This window comes from Pseudomonas gingeri (assembly GCF_013385425.1).
Lineage (GTDB): Bacteria > Pseudomonadota > Gammaproteobacteria > Pseudomonadales > Pseudomonadaceae > Aquipseudomonas > Aquipseudomonas gingeri_D.
The window spans coordinates 19,382-39,907 of the sequence record NZ_JACAQA010000024.1; the positions used below are offsets into that span (position 1 = coordinate 19,382).

Annotated in this window: 15 protein-coding genes; 1 reads left to right on the plus strand and 14 read right to left on the minus strand. The window is 63.0% G+C overall.

Annotated features, from left to right (window positions below; translation table 11 throughout):
• Positions 1-134: 134 nt before the first annotated feature.
• The 4 genes from mdoH to pip all read right to left on the minus strand — a co-directional run bounded on the left by mdoH (position 135) and on the right by pip (position 6,222).
• Entirely contained in the window at positions 135-2,705 is a 2,571-nt protein-coding gene (gene mdoH, locus HX830_RS24450; protein ID WP_152737771.1) for a glucans biosynthesis glucosyltransferase MdoH, read from the minus strand.
• The gene (locus tag HX830_RS24455) at positions 2,698-4,551 is read right to left on the minus strand and encodes a glucan biosynthesis protein G (RefSeq protein WP_177103140.1); all 1,854 of its coding nucleotides are present in this window, start codon (positions 4,549-4,551) and stop codon (positions 2,698-2,700) included. Before HX830_RS24455 ends, mdoH begins: the two co-directional genes overlap by 8 nt.
• A gap of 265 nt (positions 4,552-4,816) precedes the next feature.
• Positions 4,817-5,254 (minus strand): D-aminoacyl-tRNA deacylase, encoded by a 438-nt coding sequence (gene dtd / locus HX830_RS24460; protein ID WP_177103142.1) that lies wholly within the window; start codon positions 5,252-5,254, stop codon positions 4,817-4,819.
• On the minus strand, positions 5,251-6,222 hold the full coding sequence (pip, locus tag HX830_RS24465; RefSeq protein WP_177103144.1) for a prolyl aminopeptidase: 972 nt from the start codon (positions 6,220-6,222) through the stop codon (positions 5,251-5,253). The genes dtd and pip overlap by 4 nt, the downstream gene beginning before the upstream one ends.
• A 272-nt stretch (positions 6,223-6,494) precedes the next feature.
• Here pip and HX830_RS24470 point away from each other — a divergent pair, with 272 nt between their 5' ends.
• Entirely contained in the window at positions 6,495-7,415 is a 921-nt protein-coding gene (locus HX830_RS24470) for a hypothetical protein (protein WP_152737774.1), read from the plus strand.
• A 1-nt stretch (position 7,416) separates the two neighbouring features.
• Here the strand turns inward: HX830_RS24470 and hutG are convergent, their stop codons facing one another.
• From hutG to hutU, 10 genes are all read right to left on the minus strand, one after another.
• On the minus strand, positions 7,417-8,220 hold the full coding sequence (hutG, locus tag HX830_RS24475; protein WP_177103146.1) for an N-formylglutamate deformylase: 804 nt from the start codon (positions 8,218-8,220) through the stop codon (positions 7,417-7,419).
• Between the two features lie 11 nt (positions 8,221-8,231).
• Positions 8,232-9,437 carry an imidazolonepropionase gene (gene hutI, locus HX830_RS24480; RefSeq protein ID WP_177103148.1) on the minus strand — a complete coding sequence of 402 codons (1,206 nt, stop codon included), beginning with the start codon at positions 9,435-9,437 and terminating at the stop codon, positions 8,232-8,234.
• A gap of 17 nt (positions 9,438-9,454) precedes the next feature.
• Positions 9,455-10,864 carry an amino acid permease gene (locus HX830_RS24485; RefSeq protein WP_177103150.1) on the minus strand — a complete coding sequence of 470 codons (1,410 nt, stop codon included), beginning with the start codon at positions 10,862-10,864 and terminating at the stop codon, positions 9,455-9,457.
• A gap of 213 nt (positions 10,865-11,077) precedes the next feature.
• The gene (hutH, locus tag HX830_RS24490) at positions 11,078-12,616 is read right to left on the minus strand and encodes a histidine ammonia-lyase (protein WP_177103152.1); all 1,539 of its coding nucleotides are present in this window, start codon (positions 12,614-12,616) and stop codon (positions 11,078-11,080) included.
• 109 nt (positions 12,617-12,725) lie between these two features.
• The gene (gene hutH / locus HX830_RS24495) at positions 12,726-14,249 is read right to left on the minus strand and encodes a histidine ammonia-lyase (RefSeq protein WP_177103154.1); all 1,524 of its coding nucleotides are present in this window, start codon (positions 14,247-14,249) and stop codon (positions 12,726-12,728) included.
• Between the two features lie 16 nt (positions 14,250-14,265).
• Positions 14,266-15,096, minus strand: a complete 831-nt coding sequence (locus HX830_RS24500) for a quaternary amine ABC transporter ATP-binding protein (RefSeq protein WP_177103156.1) — start codon at positions 15,094-15,096, stop codon at positions 14,266-14,268.
• Positions 15,093-15,944, minus strand: a complete 852-nt coding sequence (locus tag HX830_RS24505) for an ABC transporter permease (RefSeq protein WP_100940369.1) — start codon at positions 15,942-15,944, stop codon at positions 15,093-15,095. The genes HX830_RS24500 and HX830_RS24505 overlap by 4 nt, the downstream gene beginning before the upstream one ends.
• A 71-nt stretch (positions 15,945-16,015) precedes the next feature.
• On the minus strand, positions 16,016-16,984 hold the full coding sequence (locus tag HX830_RS24510) for an ABC transporter substrate-binding protein (RefSeq protein ID WP_177103158.1): 969 nt from the start codon (positions 16,982-16,984) through the stop codon (positions 16,016-16,018).
• A gap of 116 nt (positions 16,985-17,100) precedes the next feature.
• The gene (locus HX830_RS24515) at positions 17,101-18,570 is read right to left on the minus strand and encodes a purine-cytosine permease family protein (protein WP_103495489.1); all 1,470 of its coding nucleotides are present in this window, start codon (positions 18,568-18,570) and stop codon (positions 17,101-17,103) included.
• A gap of 122 nt (positions 18,571-18,692) precedes the next feature.
• The gene (hutU, locus tag HX830_RS24520) at positions 18,693-20,393 is read right to left on the minus strand and encodes a urocanate hydratase (protein ID WP_103495490.1); all 1,701 of its coding nucleotides are present in this window, start codon (positions 20,391-20,393) and stop codon (positions 18,693-18,695) included.
• Positions 20,394-20,526 lie beyond the last annotated feature (133 nt).

The window sequence follows — 20,526 nt, forward strand, 5'->3', positions numbered from 1 at the left end:
GTGATCTGGCGGGCACGATTTTGGGGGGCGATCCTAACGTACTCGAGTACGGGGCAACACCAAGGGGGGACGGGTCTTTTGTTACCAAATGACAAAGGGGCCGCGGTGCTTGTCACACCGCGGCCCCTCGGGCGTCAGGCCGGCTGGGCCGGCGCTGTGGCCGGCTGCAGGGGCAGCAACGGCGCATGGGGATCGGCCTTGATCGAGTCGCGCCAGGCGCCCAACCATTCGGCGTGGCCTTCGCTCCAGACCTGCTCATGCAGGCGGGTCAGGGCCACCGGATCGCTCAGCAGGTGCAGCCGCGACTGATTGTCCAGACCGGATGGCCCGACCTTCAGCGCATGCCGAACACGCTCGACACGCAGCCATTCGATCGGCTCGGCGTGGCCGTGACGGGCCGTTGCCAGGGCGCAGGCCAGGGCATTCTGGCGTGGATCGACCACGGCCCGGACAAAGCCGTCATTCAGCGCATGCCAACGGTTTTCGTGGGTGTACTCATCCGTTGCCTGCAGCGCCTGGGGCGGATTGTATTCCTCGGGAATGAGAAACAGGCTCTCATCCCTGGAACGCAAGCCCAGGTTGACCCGACTGGAAATCACCGAGACCGGGATCGACAGCATCAGCGAACCGACGATCGGGGTCAGCCACCAGAGGAAGCTCGGGTTGAGCCAGACCACCAGCAGTGCCCAGAGCGCACCCAACAGGGTTTGCGGACCATGCCGGCGCACCGCTTCGCCCCACGGCGTGGAGTCGTCGTCACGCTGCGGAGAGTTCCAGGTCGCCGCCCAGCCGAGGAACGCGGCCAGGACAAAACGGGTGTGGAAAATCATCCGCACCGGCGCCAGCAACATGGAGAAAAGCATCTCCAGCAGCATCGACAAGGTCACCTTGAACTTGCCGCCGAACTCTTTCGCGCCCTTGGCCCAGATCAGGATGATGCTCAGCAGCTTGGGCAGGAACAGCAGCACGATGGTGGTGGAGAACAGCGCCACCGCCTTGTCCGGATGCCATTGCGGCCACAGCGGATAGAGCTGGCGCGGCTCCATGAAGTACTGCGGCTCCATCAGCGTGTTGACCGCCAGCAGGGCCGTCGACAGCACCAGGAAGAAGAACCACAGCGGCGCCGACAGGTAGGACATCACGCCGGTGAGGAACACCGCGCGGTGCACCGGGTGCATGCCCTTGACCAGGAACAGGCGGAAGTTCATCAGGTTGCCGTGGCACCAGCGGCGGTCGCGCTTGAGCTCGTCGAGCAGGTTCGGCGGCAGTTCTTCGTAGCTGCCCGGCAGGTCGTAGGCGATCCATACACCCCAGCCGGCACGGCGCATCAGTGCGGCCTCGACGAAGTCGTGGGAGAGGATCGCGCCGGCGAAGGCACCTTTACCGGGTAACGGCGCCAGGGCGCAGTGCTCGATAAACGGCTTCATGCGGATGATCGCGTTGTGGCCCCAGTAGTGGGATTCGCCCAGCTGCCAGAAGTGCAGGCCGGCGGTGAACAACGGACCGTAGACGCGGGTCGCGAACTGCTGCATGCGCGCATAGAGGGTGTCCATGCCCGACGCCCGTGGCGCGGTCTGGATGATCCCGGCGTCCGGCGTGGCTTCCATCAACCGCACCAGGCTGGTCAGGCACTCGCCGCTCATGACGCTGTCGGCGTCGAGCACCACCATGTACTTGTAGTCGCCACCCCAACGACGGCAGAAGTCGTCAAGGTTACCGCTCTTGCGCTTCACGCGACGACGGCGACGGCGGTAGAAGATCTTGCCGAAGCCCGAGGCTTCGCGGCAGACATCCAGCCAGGCCTGTTGCTCGGCGACGCAGATATCGGTGTCGTTACTGTCGCTGAGGACGAAGAAGTCAAAGCGGTCCAGGTCACCGGTGGCCGCCACCGACTCGAAGGTCGCCCGCAGGCCGGCAAAGACTCGCGGCACGTCTTCATTGCAGATCGGCATGACGATGGCGGTACGCGCATCCTTGGCGATCGGCTCGCTGCCGGCGCTGGCACCGGAGATACGGTACTTGTCGTGCCCGGTGAGCAATTCGAGAAAGCCCATCAGCGCGGTCCAGAAACCCGCCGAAACCCAGCAGAACAGAATCCCGAACAGCACCAGGATGCTGGTTTGCAGCAGATAAGGCAGCACTTGCTGGGCGGTCTGCAACAGCGGTTGATGCACCACTTCGTTGAGATCGACGAAGGCCCAGCCCTGGTAAGGCATGATGCCTTTCATATACCAGCCGGCAACGATGGTCTGGCCGAGCATCAACACCAGCAGGATATAACGACGAATCGAACCCACGGTGCGCCAGCGCGCATGGGGCAGGTCGCGTTTGTCGTCCTTGGGCACCGGCGGATTGCTCCGTCCGGTCATACGCCGCCAGCCGCGCACCAGGATATTGGTGCGCCACGGCTCCGGGACCACCTTGGTCCGACGGATCGGCGGCGTGGCCTTGAGGCGCACGCGCCCGGAAGCATCCACCGCGAGCATCTCGGCGTCTTCCAGCTCGGCGGCCGAATCGAGGGTCAGGCGGCGCCCCACCGAAGCCTGCGCGGCCTCGGCGGAGTCAAGCAGCGGTTGTTCGCTCAGGCGCTCGTGCAGTTCGGCGAACGAGGTGCAGTTCGCCAGCTCCGCACGTTGCTCATTGCTCAGCGGCAAGTGTGCCAGGTACTCGAAAAGAGCCTCTGGCTGTACGTTTGGGTTACTCATCGGCAGGCAACTGGTAGCTCCAGGTCTCGGTCAGGACTTGCTCAGTCGGCACCGGTTCCGGGGTGATAGGGGCAGCCTCGGGAGCCGGCGCCGTAGCGTCGTGCTCTTTCTTGTCCTGGGCGGGCTCTTTCTTGTCCTGGGCCGGATCCTTCTTGTCCTGGACCGGCTCTTTCTTATCCTGGGCCGGATCCTTCTTCTCCTGAGCCTGCTCTTTCTTCTCCAGGGCCTTCTCTTTCTCCTGCTGCTTGGCCGCAACCTTGTCGGCCTTGACCACCTGGGAAGAGACCGCAACCTTGGCCGGATCCGCCGTGGCGAGGTCCTTGACCAGGTTCGCGCGCAGCTCGGTGGCCTTGCCCGGATCCTTGACCTTCAGGCGCAGGGTCAGGCGCCAGCCCTGGGTTTCCGGGTTGTAGCGCAGGCTGTTTTCCACCAGTTCGGCGTTGTCGCCGACGCTGACCTGGCTGCGTACCGGCGCGTCTTCAGGCAGGGCCTTGAGGGACGGACCTTCGAAGTCGATCAGGTAGGCCACGCTGCCGTCCGGCTGACGGATCAGGTTGGATTGCTTGACGTCGCCGGTGGACTTCAGGGTCTGCTTGACCCAGGCGCCGTCCGGCGAATGCAGGGCCGCTTCATCAGTGGTCCAGTGCAGGCGATAGGCGAAGTTCATCGGCTGACCGGTGTCGGCGCGTTCGGCCGGGTTCCAGAAAGCCACGATGTTGTCGTTGGTTTCGTCGGCGGTCGGAATCTCCACCAGGTCGACGGTGCCCTTGCCCCAGTCGCCCTTGGGCTCGATCCAGGCGCTTGGGCGCTTGTCGTAACGGTCGTCAAGGTCTTCGTAGTGGCTGAAATCACGGCCACGTTGCAGCAAGCCAAAGCCCCGTGGGTTTTCCACGGAGAAATTGCTCACCGACAGGTGTTTCGGGTTGTTCAGCGGACGCCAGACCCATTCGCCATTGCCGGCATGGATCGACAGGCCGCTGGAGTCATGCAGCTCGCGACGGTAGTTGAGGACCTTGGACGGCTGGTTGGCGCCGAACAGGAACATGCTGGTCAACGGCGCTACGCCGAGCTTGCCGACCTTGTCACGCAGGAACATCTGCGCCTTCACGTCGACGATGGTGTCGGTGCCCGGACGCAGGATCAGGCGGTAGGCGCCGGTGGCCCGTGGCGAGTCCAACAGGGCGAAAATCACCAGGTGCTTGTCGGTCGGCTTCGGTTGCTGGATCCAGAACTCGGTGAAGCGCGGGAACTCTTCGCCGGACGGCAAGGCGGTGTCGATGGCCATGCCACGGGCCGACAGGCCATAGGTCTGGCCCTTGCCGACGACGCGAAAGTAACTCGCGCCGAGCATGGTCATGATCTCGTCCTGCTTGTCCGCCTTGTTGATCGGGTAAAGCACACGAAAGCCGGCATAACCCAGCTGTTCGGTGGATTTAGGATCGAACTTGACGTCACCGAAATCGAAACGGGTCGGGTCGTACTTGATCTCTTTCACATCGTCGGCGGTGATTTCGTTGATTTTCACCGGCGTATCGAAGTGCATGCCCTGATGGTAGAACGACAGTTTGAAGGGGGTTTTCTCGCCCGCCCATTCGGCCTTGTCGGTCAGGAAACGGATTTTCTGGTAGTCCGCGAACTTCATGTCACGGAACTCGTTCGGCAGATTGCTGCGCGGAGCTTCGTATTTCTGCCCGGCCAGCGTCTTGGCCTTGGCCGACACATCATCCAGATTGAACGCAAAGAGTTGGCCGGCGCTGAGCAGGCAAAGCAGTGCCGAGCCCGCCACCAGTGCTTTTCTCAACCCTTTGGCGGTCAGTGTTGGAGCATTACAGGGACTAACAATCACGAGCAACCCTCGCCGAAAACAGATCAAAAACCAACGGCTAGCTATCTATATGCCAGGTTGGCGAGCATTGTTCCGACTCCCATGGGGGCAAATGATTCCCCAAACGGTCACGGACAAGTCTCTACCTAAGTCAAATTGGACCAACGAACGCCGATCCCCGTAGCGCGCGATTATCTAGTAGGCCGCGTTACAACGCATCAGGTGAAACAAAGTATTTATCGCGAAAACCTCCTGTTTTCAGCCAAGTACGTCGTTTTTGATGCATTCAGGTCTGTAACAGGAAGGTCACAGGGCCATCATTGACCAGATGTACCTGCATGTCCGCCCCGAAACGCCCGGTCGCCACCTGCCCATGCAAGCGTTGCGCCTGTGCCACTACGTAGTCGAACAACACCTCGGCGAGCGCCGGAGGCGCCGCCGTGGAGAAGCTCGGACGCAATCCACTCCGGGTATCGGCCGCCAGGGTGAACTGCGACACCAGCAGCAACCCGCCACCGGTGTCCGCCAGGGACAAGTTCATCTTGCCCTGCGGATCGCTGAACACCCGATAGTTAAGCAGCTTCTTCAGCAGTTTGTCGGCCTGCGCCTGGGTATCGCCCGGTTCCACCGCCAGCAGCACCAGCAACCCCTGGTCGATGGCCCCGACGATTTCTCCCGCCACTTCCACCCGCGCGCCGCTGACCCGTTGCAACAGCCCCTTCATGCTTCTTCGAGAGGCAGGTCGAGCAGGCGTCGGGCCATCTGGTCGGCCGCGCGCACCAGGGCATCGGTGATCCCCGGCTCGGAAGCCGCGTGACCAGCATCGCGAATCACCTGCAACTCGCTGTTGGGCCAGGCCTGGTGCAACTCCCAGGCGTTGTCCAATGGGCAGATCGCATCGTAGCGACCGTGCACGATCACCCCCGGCAGGTGGGCGATCTTGTCCATGTCGCGGATCAGTTGGTTGGGTTCGAGAAAGGAGTCGTTGGTGAAGTAGTGGCATTCGATCCGGGCAATCGACAGCGCGCGCTGCGGCTCGGAGAAGCGATCGACCACCAGCGGGTTCGGGCGCAGGGTCGCGGTACGGCCTTCCCACAGGGACCAGGCCTTGGCCGCGTGCATCTGGGCGATCTGGTCGTTGCCGGTCAGACGCTTGTGGAATGCGTTGAGCAGGTCGTCGCGCTCATCCAGCGGGATCGGCGCCATGTAGTCCTGCCAGTAATCCGGGAACAGACGGCTGGCCCCGCTCTGGTAGAGCCAATCGACGTCCTGTGGCCGGGCCAGGAAAACCCCCCGCAGGATCAGGCCATGCACCCGCTCCGCGTGGGTCTGGGCGTAGGCCAGGGACAGCGTCGAGCCCCAGGAGCCGCCGAACAGCACCCATTTTTCAATCCCCAGGTGCTGGCGAATCCGCTCGAGGTCCGCCACCAGGTCCCAGGTGGTGTTGTTCTCCAGGCTCGCATGGGGGGTTGAGCGCCCGCAACCGCGCTGGTCGAAGGTGATGATACGAAACAGGTTGGGGTCGAAATAGCACCGGCTCTGCGCATCGCAACCGGCTCCCGGGCCTCCGTGGATAAAGACCACCGGCAAGCCTTCCGGCGAACCGCTCTCATCGACATACAGTACATGTGTTTCATCCACGGCCAGATCGTGCCGGGCGTAGGGTTTGATCTGCGGGTACAAAGTCTGCATCACGCGCTCCGTAGGGGTCGAGGTCATCCCTGATGGGGACTTCATATTATTCTGCCGTCCGGCATCATAAACCCGAATCGCGGAATCGGCATGCCCTTGTCAAAAGTGCGGGTGTACAGACGCATTTGTCGCACGCGCCCTTCCGTCGGACGCTGCCTAGCCGTTCGGTCAGTGTTCAAGCCGGCCCGATAAACGCTTCAATAGCCAGGTCACGTAGAGCGGCAGGAGCCGTTCTGCCGGGGTAGCCGTGCAAAAGTGAAAGGGAGTTTCCAATGCAACAAGACTGTTTGCCGGGCCTGCTTTCCTACCCGGAGAAAGCCATCATTCTCGCTGACAACGAAATGTTTATCCGTGCCCTCTCCGAACTGGGGCTGGATGCCGCCGTCGTCGACTCGACCGAACCGCTGCCGGCGCAAAGCCTGGTGTTTTCCTTTACCAGGCGGGGCGCCCGGCAATTCTATGAGCGCGCGGCCAGGACCCGGGACAAACAATGCATTCTCTGCCCGTTGCACGCTTTCGATTCAGGCCTGGAAAATGCGCTGTACAGCCTGATGCTGTTACTGCGCAGCGATTTCGCCGACTGCCTGAGGCGCCAGCGCGACCATCTCAGGCTCTTGAGCCGGCACCAACGCCTGCATCTGGTCGGAGAGGGATCGCGGGCCGATGTCTGGTTGAAAAGCCGTTCGGCCCCCTATGTCACGACCCGCGACGAGATCAGCGAGCGGTTCGTATTGTCCGTCTCGGAATTGTTCGAGGTGCATTACGCGCACATGCGCCCGGACAGCCCCGACCTCTTCCAATTGAACGGTATCCTGCGCATCAGCGGCCTGCTGACCTCCCAGGGCCGTCGCCGGACGCCGCTGGCCAGCGGCGTCGACGAACAGTTGCTGGAACTGACCCAGCGTGTCGCCCGGCACCAGGCCTGGCTGCACATCGAACACAACCAGGTGCGCTCCTTCAAGGTCGCCGGGCAGGAATATGCCGGCCTGCTGGCGCGGGCCGCGGGCGACCGGGGGTTGTTCCTCAGCGAGTTCGCCATTGGCGTCAACGACACCATCGGACCGAATATCAACTACAGCCACAACTCGCCGATGAACGAAGGCGTCAGCGGCGTGCATGTGGGCCTGGGGGACGGCGCCAGCGGTTATCACATCGACTTCCTGAGCCCGGGCGTCGAGGTGCTCCCGGGATAAATCAGCGCCCGTAGTGCTCGCGGCCCCAGGCCAGCAGGCCTTGCAGCAGTTCCTTGAGCACGACCCGCGTCGGTTCCGCCAGGTCGCTGCGGTAGTTGAACGGTTCGAACTCTTCCATGTAGGTGCACTGCCCCAGTTCGAGCTGCACCGCGTGGATGTTCTGCGCCGGGTCACCATAGTGACGGGTGATATGCCCGCCCTTGAAGCGCCCGTTCAGCACATGGCTATAAGCCGGATGCCCGGCACAGATGCCTTCCAGCCGAGCCGCCAGTTGTGGGTCGCAGCTGGCACCGTTGAAGGTGCCCAGGTTGAAGTCCGGCAGTTTGCCGTCGAACAGGTGCGGGACCACCGAGCGAATCGAGTGGGCGTCGAACAGCAAGGCGTAACCGAACTCGGCCTTGAGCCGCGCCAGTTCCTGCTGCAAGGTCTGGTGATAAGGCATCCAGACCTGCTCCAGGTAGTTCGCCCGCTCCTCGGCCGACGGCACCTGCCCTTCGACGAACAACGGCTCACCATTGAACAGGGTGGCTGGATACAGGCCGGTGGTGGCACCGACGTACAGCGGCTTGTCGTCGGACGGCCGGTTCAGGTCGATGACAAACCGCGAATAACGGGCCTCCAGAGTGCTGGCGCCCAGGTCAGCGGCGAAATCATAGAGCCGCGGGATGTGCCAGTCGGTGTCCTCCAGGCTTTGTGCCTCGGGGACCAACCCGGCCTTGACCGCCGGGGTCAACTGCACACCGGCATGGGGCATGCTGATCAACAGCGGCACGCGACCTTGTTTGAAACTCAGAACGTTATCCACAGGACAATCTCCTAGATCAATACTTCGACACCATGGCGCACCACGCGCTTGCTCAGATCACCGCCCAGCCAGTAGGCCAGGTCCGCCGGGCGCTCGATCTGCCAGGCGACGAAATCCGCAACCTTGCCGATCTCCAGCGAACCGTGGGTAGCACCCATGCCCAACGCCGTGGCGGCATGCTGGGTAACACCGGCCAGGGCTTCTTCCGGGGTCATGCGGAACAGGGTGCAGGCCATGTTCAGCATCAAGCGCAGGGACAGCGCCGGCGAGGTGCCAGGGTTGAGGTCGCTGGCGATGGCTATTTTCACGCCGTGTTTGCGCAGGGCATCCATCGGCGGCAACTGGGTTTCGCGCAGAAAGTAGAACGCCCCGGGCAACAGCACCGCGACGGTACCGGAGGCGGCCATGGCGATGGCGTCCTCTTCGGTCATGAATTCCAGGTGGTCCGCCGACAGCGCCTGGTAACGCGCCGCCAGGCTCGAACCATGCAGTGACGACAGCTGCTCGGCATGCAACTTCACCGGCAGGCCCAGTTGCTGCGCGACCTTGAATACCCGCTCGACCTGATCGGGGGAAAACGCCAGGTATTCGCAGAAGGCATCCACCGCATCCACCAGGCCTTCGGCTGCCAGGGCCGGAAGCATTTCGCTGCAGATATGCTCGATATAATCGTCGGCCCGCCCGACATATTCCGGCGGCAAGGCATGGGCGGCCAGGCAGGTGCTGCGCACACTGACCGGCAGCTCGGCGCCGAGACGGCGAATCACCTTGAGGATCTTGCGCTCGCTGTCCAGGTCCAGGCCGTAGCCGGACTTGATCTCGACGCTGGTCACACCGTCGCGCAGCAGGCAGGTCAGGCGTTGCCGGGCGCTGGCGAAGAGCTCGTCCTCGCTGGCGGCACGGGTCGCCCGCACGGTGCTGGCAATCCCGCCACCGGCGGCGGCGATCTCGGCATAACTCACGCCTTGCAGGCGCTGCTCGAATTCACCGCTGCGGTTGCCGCCGAACACCGTGTGGGTGTGGCAATCGATCAGCCCCGGCGTGACCCAGGCGCCGTCCAGATCCTCGACCCGGGGATAATCCGCCGCCGGCAGTTCGGCGCGCGGGCCGATCCACTCGATCGTCGACGCCACGGTCACGATGGCGGCATCCTCGATGATCGAGTAAGTGCCTTGCGCCATGCTTGCAACGTGACAGTTCTGCCAAAGCGTTTTCATCCGGGGCCTCCGTTAGGTTATCGATGAGACAAAGCAGGTTCTTGCTGAGCGCCTGCGGCCTGGGCCGCCTTCGGCTTGACCCAGACCTGGTAGGCCAGCACCAGCAGGCCGATCCAGATCGCACCGACGATCAGCGCCGGCCGGCTGTCGGGGAAATAGCCCAGCACGCCGAAGATAAACACCATGAAGGCAATCGCCGCCATCGGCGCATAGGGCCAGAACGGCACCGGGAACTTCAGTTGCGCGGCCTGTTCACGGCTCATGGAACGGCGCATGGCCACCTGGGTGAGCAGAATCATGATCCACACCCACACCGTGGCGAAGGTGGCGATGGACGCGATCAGCAGGAACACGTCTTCCGGGATCAGGTAGTTGAGCAGCACCCCCAGCAGCAGCGCGGCGGCCATGACCACCACGGTCATCCACGGCACGCCGGCGCGGGACAGCTTGGCAAAGGACTTCGGCGCATGACCTTGCTCGGCCAGGCCGTACATCATGCGCCCGGCGCCGAAGATATCGCTGTTGATGGCGGAAATCGCCGCCGAGATCACCACGATATTGAGGATGGTTGCCGCCGAGCCGATCCCCAGGTTCTGGAAGATCTGCACGAAGGGACTGCCCTGGTTGCCGATCTGCTGCCACGGGTAGAGGGACATCAGCACGAACAGGGTCAGCACGTAGAACAGCAGGATGCGCAGTGGCACCGCGTTGATCGCCTTGGGGATCACCCGCTGCGGGTCCTGGGCTTCACCGGCGGTGACACCGATGATCTCGATACCGCCGAAGGCGAACATGACCACCGCGAACGAGGCGATCATCCCGGCCGCGCCGTTGGGCATGAAGCCGCCGTTGCTCCAGAGGTTACTGATACCGACGCTCGCCGAGGGCGTGGCCGTGCTGATGCCGAAGAACATAATGCCGAAGCCGCCGAGGATCATCGCGACAATGGCGCCGACCTTGAGCAGCGAAAGCCAGAACTCCATTTCGCCGAAGACCTTGACCGTGCACAGGTTCAGCGCGCCGATAAAGAAGACCACGCCGAGCACCCAGACCCAGCGATCGACGTCGGGAAACCAGAAGCCCATATAGATGCCGAAGGCCGTGACGTCGGCCAGGCCGACGATAACCATCTCGAATGCATAGGTCCAACCGAGGATAAAACCGGAACGGGGACCGATGTAGGTGCTGGCGTAGTGGCCGAAGGAACCGGCGACCGGATCGTGCACGGCCATTTCGCCGAGGGCGCGCATGACCATGAACACCGCGGCACCGCCGATCAGGTAGGCCAGCAGCACGGCCGGACCGGCCATCTGGATGGCCGAGGCGGAGCCGTAGAACAGCCCGGTGCCGATAGCGGACCCCAGGGCCATAAAGCGAATATGTCGGGCAGAAAGCCCGCGTTTCAAACCTTTGACTTGCTGTTGCATTGCTCGTCCTTAATTATTCTTATCGGTAAAACTCGATGAGAATCAGACTGATGGCGAGTGTCTTGCGGCCGCCCGGCCGCAAAAGGGGTCGCAGAGTACCCAACCCGGCACGCGCAGGCAAAACGCATCTGCCGGGTGGCAACAACCCGCAAACTGGCTGACCCGCCGCCTTGTGACGAGCGAGCTCAACCCCAGTCCGTTCTCGGGCAACGCTTACAGGCTTGGCAGCAACTTAGCCGGGACCAGGGCATTCAGGCAACGGGAAGCCAGCAACTCGGTCGCCGCCTCGATATCCGGGGCAAAGAAACGGTCCTTCTCGTAGTACGCCACTTCCTCACGCAAGGTCGCCCGCGCGGTTTCCAGGGCCGGCGAGGTTTTCAGGCCATTGCGCAGGTCCAGACCCTGGCAAGCCGCCAGCCATTCCACCGCCAGAATCCCACGGGTATTTTCAGCCATTTCCCACAGACGCTTGCCAGCCGCCGGGGCCATCGACACATGGTCTTCCTGGTTCGCGGAAGTCGGCAGGCTGTCGACGCTGTGGGGGTGCGCCAGGGCCTTGTTCTCGCTGGCGAGGGCCGCGGCGGTCACCTGGGCGATCATGAAGCCGGAGTTGACGCCGCCATTGGCCACCAGGAACGGCGGCAGCTGCGACATATGCTTGTCCATCATCAGCGAGATGCGGCGCTCGCTCAGGGAACCGATTTCGGCAATCGCCAACGCCAGGTTGTCAGCGGCCATGGCCACCGGCTCGGCGTGGAAGTTGCCGCCCGAGATCACATCGCCTTCTGCGGCGAACACCAGCGGGTTATCGGACACCGCGTTGGCTTCGATCACCAGCACTTCGGCGGCCTGGCGGAACTGGGTCAGGCAGGCGCCCATGACCTGTGGCTGGCAACGCAGGGAGTACGGGTCCTGGACCTTCTCGCAGTTCTCGTGGGAGTCGGACACTTCGCTGCGCTCGCCCAGCAGGTGGCGATAGGCGGCAGCCGCATCGATCTGACCATGTTGACCACGGGCGGCATGGATACGCGGATCGAACGGCGAACGCGAACCCAGTACCGCTTCAACCGTCAGCGCACCGCTGACCAGGGCACCCGCGAACAGGTCTTCGCCTTCGAACAGACCGCGCAGGGCAAAGGCGGTGGACACCTGGGTGCCGTTGAGCAGCGCCAGGCCTTCCTTCGCGGCCAGGGTCAGCGGTTGCAGGCCGGCCTGTTTCAGCGCGGCGTGGGCATCCAGCCACTCACCCTTGTAGCGGGCCTTGCCTTCACCCAGCAGCACCAGGGACATATGGGCCAGCGGCGCGAGGTCGCCGGAAGCACCGACCGAACCTTTCAGCGGAATATGCGGGTAGACCTCGGCATTGATCAGGGCGATCAGGGCGTCGATCACCTGGCGGCGAATCCCGGAGAAACCGCGGCTCAGGCTGTTGACCTTGAGCACCATGATCAGGCGTACCAGCGCATCGCTGATCGGCGCGCCGACACCGGCGGCATGGGACAGCACCAGGGAGCGCTGGAGGTTTTCCAGGTCTTCGCTGGCGATACGGGTCGAGGCCAGCAGGCCGAAACCGGTGTTGATGCCGTAGGCGGTGCGGTTTTCGGCGAGGATCTGTTCGACGCAGGCCACGCTGGCTTCGATCTGTGCCGAGGCACTGTCGTCCAGGGTCAGTTTCACCGGCTGCTGGTAGATGGCACGCAGTTGGGCCAGGCTCAGTTGGCCGGGAATCAGGTTCAACGCAGTCACATTCATGCTCCTTTTGAGAGTTTTATCAACTACCAGACGCTCCGGAAGCTTCCGTTATCCGTCGCCGCCGACTTTTTGAGCCGGAGGCGCCTTGGCACGCTGGTTATTCGTGGAATCAGTGCAGGTCGGGAAACCTGCCCTGGATCAATAGTGGGTCCTTGAGCAGGCTCGCCGCGCTGGCAATGTCCGGTGCCAGCCAGCGGTCCTGGTCGTAGGCCGGAACGCGCTCGCGCAGCAGTTTCCAGGCGCGCTCGGTGCCGGCGCCGAAACGCTGCTCCTTGAGGAATTCGAAGGCCTGGGCCGCCAGCAGGTACTCGATGGCGAGGATCTGCGTGCAGTTTTCCAGGGCCCGGTGCAATTTCAGCGCGGCGTTGGTGCCCAGGCTCAGGTGGTCTTCCTGCAGGCCCGAGGTGACGTAGTTGTCGAGCACCGCCGGCTGCGCCAACTGACGGTTTTCCGCACAGAGGGACGCGGCGACGTACTGCACGATCATCATCCCGGAGTTGACCCCGGGGTTGCTCACCAGGAAGGCCGGCAGGCCGCTCACATGGGGGTTGATCAGGCGGTCGAGACGGCGTTCGGCAATCGAGCCGATTTCCGCCATGGCAATCGCCAGCAGGTCAGCCGCCAGGGCCACCGATTGACCATGGGGGTTGGCTTGGGACATCACCCGGTAGTTGTCCGGCGTACCCAGCAGCAGCGGGTTGTCGGTGCAACCGTTGAGTTCGATTTCGATCTGCCGGGTGGCGTGCTCCAACTGGTCGCGGGCAGCGCCGTGGACTTGCGGGATGGAACGCAGGCTCAGGGCGTCCTGGGTCCGAATCCCCAGGCTGGCGGCGATCACTTCACTACCGTCGAGCAGGCTGCGCAGGTTGTTGCCGACCTGCTGCATGCCGGGATGGGGCTTGAGCGCAATGATTTCCGCGTCGAACGCGGCGATCTGCCCACGCTGGGCCTCGAAGCTCATGGCGCCGACCACATCGGCCCATTGCAGCAGGCGGGTCGCATCGGCCAGGGCCAGGCAGCTCAGGCCGGTCATGCACGGCGTGCCGTTGACCAGGCAGAGACCGTCCTTGGCCCCCAGTTGCACCGGTTGCAGGCCTTCGGCGGCCAGGGCCTGGTGCGCCGGAACGATCTGCCCGCGATAGCTCACCTGGCCGACACCGAGCAGGGCGATGCCGATATGGGCCATATGGGTCAGGTAACCCACCGAGCCCTGGGCCGGCACTTGCGGGGTGATACCGCGGTTGAGCAGGGCCAGCAGGGCTTCGACCACCTGGCGATGCAGGCCGGACTTGCCGTGGCTGTAGTTGACGATGGCGGCGCAGAGGATGGCCCGGGTCTGTTCGTCGGGCAGCGGCGCGCCGACGCCGCAGGCATGGCTGAGCAGGGTGTTGCGCGACAACTGGCTGAGTTGTTCGCCGGACAGCGAGACATTGCATAGCGCGCCGAGGCCGGTGTTCACGCCATAGGCGCGCTCACCGCTGACAACGATGCGCTGGACGATGGCCTGGGCGTTGTCGATCCGGGCCCAGGTCTGCGGCGCCAATTCAAGCAACGCGCCATGACGGGCCACCGCGACCACATCCTGCCAACGCAACGGGGCGTCGGCGATAACGATTTTTTCAGCCTGGGACATCTTCAACCTCATCTGCTTAAACGATCGCGGCACGCCGCTGAACAAACCGATCCACATACTCATCCGCCGGCGAATGCAGGATCTCCTTCGGCGTCCCGACCTGAATCAACTTGCCGTCCTTGAGAATCGCAATCCGATTGCCGATCCGCACCGCTTCATCCAGGTCATGGGTGATAAACACGATGGTCTTGTGCAGGGTCTTCTGCAGCTCCAGCAACTGATCCTGCATCTCCGCCCGGATCAGCGGGTCCAGGGCACTGAAGGCCTCGTCCATCAGAATGATGTCGGTGTCCGCCGCCAACGCCCGGGCCAGGCCCACACGCTGGCGCATACCGCCCGACAGCTGGTGCGGGTACTTGTTCTCGTAGCCCTTCAGGCCCACGGTATTGATCCAGTGCAAGGCGCGCTCGGCGCAGACTTCCTTGCTCTCGCCACGGACCTTGAGGCCGTAGGCGACGTTTTCCTGCACGGTCTTGTGGGGCAACAGGCCGAAGCTCTGGAACACCATGCTGATCTTGTGCCGACGGAATTCGCGTAGCGCCTCCATGTCGTGCTGGAGAATGTCCACGCCGTCCACCAGGATCGCGCCGCTGGTCGGGTCGATCAGGCGGTTGAAATGCCGTACCAGGGTCGACTTGCCGGAACCCGACAAGCCCATGATCACGAAAATCTCACCGGTACTGACACTCAGCGACAGGTCGTTGACCCCGATCACGCAACCGGTCTCGGCCAGCACCTGGTCCTTGGTCTTGCCCTGGCGAATCAGGTTCATCGCGTCCTTCTCGCGTGAACCGAAGATCTTGAAGACGTTCTTGACTTCGATCTTGCTGACGATGGGCTCGCTCATTTGCTCACCTCATGGCGTGGACGACCATAGGCCTGGGTAATGCGGTCAATCACCACCGCGAGAATCACGATCGCCAGGCCGGCTTCCAGGCCGCGACCGACATTCAGGGTCTGGATCCCCACCAGCACGTCTTCGCCCAAACCACGGGCACCGATCATCGAGGCGATCACCACCATCGACAGCGCCATCATGGTGGTCTGGTTGATCCCGGCCATGATGCTCGGCAGGGCCAGCGGCAGTTGCACGCCGAACAGTTGCTGCCAGCGGTTGGCGCCAAAGGCGTTGATCGCCTCCATCACTTCGCCGTCGACCTGGCGGATGCCCAGGTCGGTCAGGCGGATCAGCGGCGGTGCGGCATAAATCACCGTGGCGAAGATCGCCGGGACCTTGCCCAGGCCGAAGAGCATCAGCACCGGAATCAGGTACACGAAGCTGGGCATGGTCTGCATGATGTCCAGCAGCGGCATCAGCACCGAACGCAGGCGGTTGCTGCGTGCCGAGAGAATCCCCAGGGGAATCCCGATCAGCACCGAAATCAGGGTGGCCACCAGCATCAGCGCCAGGGTCTGCATCAGCTTGTCCCACAGGCCGACCGCGCCCACCAGGAACAACAGGCCGACGATCACCAGCGTCGTCACCCACTTACGGGTGGCATGCCAGGCGATCCCGCCGACAATGGCCAGCATCAACCACCAGGGCGCCAGGCGCAGCAGGCCTTCCAGATTGACGATGGCCCACAGCAGGGTGTCGGAGATCTGGCGGAACACATCGCCGTAGTTGGTCACCAGTGCATCGACCCAACTGTTGACCCAGTCGGCGATGGAAAATGTGAAACGTTCGGGAAACATTGGAAACTCTCGATCAAGTGGTTGTGGCGAACTTCCCGGCCAGCCTCTCGGTTAGCCGGGAGGTAGTCGACCTACAGAGCCGCGTTGATTTTCTTGGCAGCGTCAGCGCTGACCCAAGCCTGCCAGACCTCAGGGTGTTCCTTGAGGAAGATTTTCGCCAGTTTCGGCGATTCGATCCGCTCCCTGGTCATGCGACCGAGGTTCTGGTTCAGCAGATCGATGGGCAGGTTAGCCTTTTCCAGGACGGCGACCAGCTCGGGCGCTTGCTCGTGGAAGGTCTTCGACAGACCGACCTTGATGCTCACGCGCTTGTCGACACCGGGTTTCTCCTCCAGTTTCACCAGGTCGACCTGGCCCATCAGGGGCGTCGGCGACCAGTAGTAGAACAGAATGGGCTCGCCACGCTTGTAGCTCGACAGCACGGCGGCGTCCAGTGCCGGGCCGGTGCCAGGGCGAAAGTTGGTATAGGACTTTTCCAGACCGTAGCTTTTCAGCATCTCGCTGTTTTCCAGCTCACAGGTCCAGCCCGCCGGGCAATTGTAGAAGCGGCCTTTGCTCGGCTCTTCCGGGTCCTTGAACAGGGCGGCGTATTGGCCCAGGTCGGCAATGTGCCTGAGGCTCGGCGCCAAGGCCTTGAGGTTGCGCTTGGCATCGCCCTCGATCACGTAGCGCGGCACATACCAACCTTCGACGGCACCCACCACCGGAGCGCCAACCCCGACGACCTTGCCGGCTTTTTCAGCCTTGTTCCAGACTTCGCTGCGGCCGACCCACTCCTCGGCGAAAACCTGGATATCGTTGCTGCTCAGGGCGTTTTCCATGGTGATGGAGTTGCCCGGCAGGGCGTCGGTCTTGCAGTCGTAACCCTTTTCCAGCACGAATTGCAGCATGTCGGTCAAGAGCATGCCGCTTTCCCAATTCAGACCCGCGAACTTCACCGGCTTGCCGGATTCGCACCAGCCGGCGGCCTGGCTTGCGCCGGCCACGACCAACAGGCCCAGGGACAGCGCCGTGGTCAGCAGGGTCTTGGTCATCTTCATACTGTGCCGCTCCAAATCATAAAAGGGTTAACGCCGCTCATGAGACTAGCGGCCCGGGTTGGCCTGCGAGCAGGCCCTGTCCACGCTCACCCACGTGGACACCCGGCTGCAACCGGTCAGTTCGACGCTGGTTGTACGCGACCACGGGGCTGGGCCGGCGCTTCCACGGCCGACTCTACCGGCAGGATCAGACGATCAGGAATTGCCCCATGCCACTTCTTCGCCGCGACGTAGTACAACGCCGCCGGCACCACCAGGCCGATGATCCAGGAGATATCAGTATCGCCCAGGCCCGCCACCAGGGAGCCGGTGTAGAACTGGGTGTTGATAAACGGCATCTGGATCAGCACGCCGAACACATAGATGCTGATGCCCAGGATGTTCCAGCCGCCGTAGCGCGCCTTGGGATTGGACAGCGCGGGAATGTCATAGCGTTCCTTGGTGATGCAGTAGAAGTCCACCAGGTTGATCGCGCTCCAGGGCGTGAAGAACGCCAGCAGGAACAGGATGAAGGAGGAGAATTCCTTGAGGAACGAATCCTTGCCCAGCAGCGCCAGGGCCGCGGAGACGCTGACCATGATGAAGATGTACAGCAGGCGCACACCACTGGAGATATGCCGGTTGCCACGGAAACCGCTGATGATGGTGGCGATCGACATGAAGCTGCCATAGGCGTTCAGGGTGGTGACCGTCACCTTGCCGAAGGCCACGGCGAAATACAGCGCCGCCGCGACCGCGCCGGTGCCGCCGAGGCTGACGATGAACGAGACTTCGTGGTGGGAGAACTGCGAGCCGGCCAGGGCGGCGGCGAAGACGCCGAAGACCATGGACGCCTGCGCGCCGATCACCGAACCCAGGCCCACGGCCCAGAAGGTTTTCACCGGCGAAGTGCTGCGCGGCAGATAACGCGAGTAATCCGCCACATAAGGCCCGAACGCGATCTGCCAGGATGCCGACAAGGACATCGCCAACAGGAAACTCGCCAGGGAGAAATGCTTGTTGCCGAGCAGCGCCGAGATATCGTTGCCGGCCAACAGTTTGTAGAACAGGTAGACGAAGGCAACCACCCCGAGCACGCTGGCGATCCGGCCGATGCCGTGGATCACCCGGTAACCGAAGATGGTGCAGACCAGGATACTGGCGGCGAACAACACAATGCCGACCCAGTCTTCCACATGCAGCAGCTGCGCCACCGCCTGCCCCGCCAGCAGCGAACCGCTGGCGGAAAAGCCGATATACATCAGGCACACCAGCACCAACGGGATCACCGCCCCATAGACACCGAACTGCACACGGCTGGAAATCATCTGCGGCAGGCCCAGTTGCGGACCTTGCGCGGCGTGCAACGCCATGACCCCGCCACCGATCAGTTGCCCGATCAGCAGGCCGATCAGCGACCAGTAGACATCACCGCCGAGCACGACCGCCAAGGCGCCCGTGACAATCGCGGTGATTTGCAGGTTGGCACCCAACCACAGGGTGAACTGACTGAGTAGACGACCGTGTCTTTCCGCTTCCGGGATGTAGTCGATCGAACGCCTTTCGATCAACGGTTTGCTGCTTGCACGATCATTTGACGCAGACATTGTTCAACCTCTGTGGATTGTTTTAGTTAGGTGCACAGCGTTGTGAAACAGGCTCCAGGTGAAACACCCGATCTGTAGGAGCCGGTTTGCCGGTTCCTACAGATCGGGTTTCCTCCAACCGCTTATTTACCGGTAATCATCGGCAGGTTCAGGCCCTGCTCTTTCGCGCAGTCGATGGCGATCTGGTAACCGGCATCGGCGTGACGCATAACGCCGGTGGCCGGGTCGTTGTGCAGAACGCGAGCGATACGCTCGGCCGCTTCGTCGGTACCGTCACAGACGATCACCATGCCCGAGTGCTGGGAGAAGCCCATGCCGACGCCGCCGCCGTGGTGCAGGGACACCCAGGTCGCGCCGCTGGCGGTGTTGAGCAAGGCGTTGAGCAGTGGCCAGTCGGACACGGCATCGGAACCGTCCTGCATCGACTCGGTTTCACGGTTCGGGCTGGCCACGGAACCGGAGTCCAGGTGGTCGCGACCGATCACGATCGGCGCCGACAGCTCGCCGCTGCGGACCATCTCGTTGAACGCCAGGCCGAGCTTGGCGCGCAGGCCCAGGCCGACCCAGCAGATCCGCGCCGGCAGACCCTGGAAGCTGATGCGCTCGCGGGCCATGTCCAGCCAGTTGTGCAGGTGGGCGTCGTCCGGGATCAGTTCCTTGACCTTGGCGTCGGTCTTGTAGATGTCCTGCGGATCGCCCGACAGTGCAGCCCAACGGAACGGACCGATACCACGGCAGAACAGCGGACGGATATAAGCCGGGACGAAACCCGGGAAGTCGAATGCGTTTTCCACGCCTTCTTCCTGGGCCATCTGACGGATGTTGTTGCCGTAGTCGAAGGTCGGGATGCCTTGTTTCTGGAAGTCGAGCATGGCCTTGACGTGCACGGCCATCGACGCCTTGGCGGCCTTCACGACCACTGCGGGTTCAGTGATGGCGCGGGCACGGTACTCTTCCCAGGTCCAGCCGGCCGGCAGGTAGCCGTTGAGCGGGTCGTGGGCGCTGGTCTGGTCGGTGACCATGTCCGGACGCACGCCACGCTTGACCAGCTCCGGCAGGATTTCCGCCGCGTTGCCGAGCAGGGCAATGGAGATGGCCTGGCCTGCCTTGGTGTACTTGGCGATACGCGCCAGGGCGTCGTCGAGGTCGGTGGCTTGTTCATCGACATAACGGCTGTTCAGGCGGAAATCGATGCTGACCTGCTGGCACTCGATGTTCAGCGAGCAGGCGCCGGCCAGGGTTGCCGCCAGAGGCTGTGCGCCGCCCATGCCGCCGAGGCCCGCGGTCAGGACCCAACGACCTTTCAGGTTGTTGTCGTAGTGCTGGCGACCGGCTTCGACGAAGGTTTCGTAGGTGCCCTGGACGATGCCCTGGCTGCCGATGTAGATCCAGCTGCCGGCGGTCATCTGGCCGTACATGGCCAGGCCCTTGGCGTCGAGTTCGTTGAAGTGCTCCCAATTCGCCCAGTGTGGCACCAGGTTGGAGTTGGCGATCAGTACGCGCGGGGCGTTGCTGTGGGTCTTGAAGACGCCGACCGGCTTGCCGGATTGCACCAGCAGGGTCTCGTCTTCATTCAGGTTGGTCAGGCTCTCGACGATCTTGTCGTAGCACTCCCAGTTCCGCGCGGCCCGGCCGATACCGCCGTAGACCACCAGTTCCTTGGGGTTCTCGGCCACTTCGGGGTCGAGGTTGTTCATCAGCATCCGCAGTGGCGCTTCGGTCAGCCAGCTTTTCGCGGTCAGCTTGTTGCCACGGGCGGCACGGATTTCGACGTCACGGCGCTTGGTAAAAGTGGCGGTAGGTTTCTGGGTATTCTCAGTCACGAAATAACTCCTCTGCGATCGTCCAAACCAGCCCAGGCAACGGGCGAGCAAGCCTGTGGGGGAAGGTCCCCGGCACAAGCAGAAATTAGGGGGCGGTGCGTCGATCTCCCTGATGACTCATACGCACACATCT

Coding starts and splice junctions, on each gene's coding strand:
- HX830_RS24500 (WP_177103156.1), bottom strand. CDS start 15,096: ATGAGCGAGCCCATCGTCAGCAAGATCGAAGTCAAGAACGTCTTCAAG.
- hutI (WP_177103148.1), bottom strand. CDS start 9,437: ATGAAAACGCTTTGGCAGAACTGTCACGTTGCAAGCATGGCGCAAGGC.
- HX830_RS24470 (WP_152737774.1), top strand. CDS start 6,495: ATGCAACAAGACTGTTTGCCGGGCCTGCTTTCCTACCCGGAGAAAGCC.
- dtd (WP_177103142.1), bottom strand. CDS start 5,254: ATGAAGGGGCTGTTGCAACGGGTCAGCGGCGCGCGGGTGGAAGTGGCG.
- mdoH (WP_152737771.1), bottom strand. CDS start 2,705: ATGAGTAACCCAAACGTACAGCCAGAGGCTCTTTTCGAGTACCTGGCA.
- hutH (WP_177103154.1), bottom strand. CDS start 14,249: ATGTCCCAGGCTGAAAAAATCGTTATCGCCGACGCCCCGTTGCGTTGG.
- HX830_RS24510 (WP_177103158.1), bottom strand. CDS start 16,984: ATGAAGATGACCAAGACCCTGCTGACCACGGCGCTGTCCCTGGGCCTG.
- pip (WP_177103144.1), bottom strand. CDS start 6,222: ATGCAGACTTTGTACCCGCAGATCAAACCCTACGCCCGGCACGATCTG.
- HX830_RS24505 (WP_100940369.1), bottom strand. CDS start 15,944: ATGTTTCCCGAACGTTTCACATTTTCCATCGCCGACTGGGTCAACAGT.
- HX830_RS24515 (WP_103495489.1), bottom strand. CDS start 18,570: ATGTCTGCGTCAAATGATCGTGCAAGCAGCAAACCGTTGATCGAAAGG.
- HX830_RS24485 (WP_177103150.1), bottom strand. CDS start 10,864: ATGCAACAGCAAGTCAAAGGTTTGAAACGCGGGCTTTCTGCCCGACAT.
- hutH (WP_177103152.1), bottom strand. CDS start 12,616: ATGAATGTGACTGCGTTGAACCTGATTCCCGGCCAACTGAGCCTGGCC.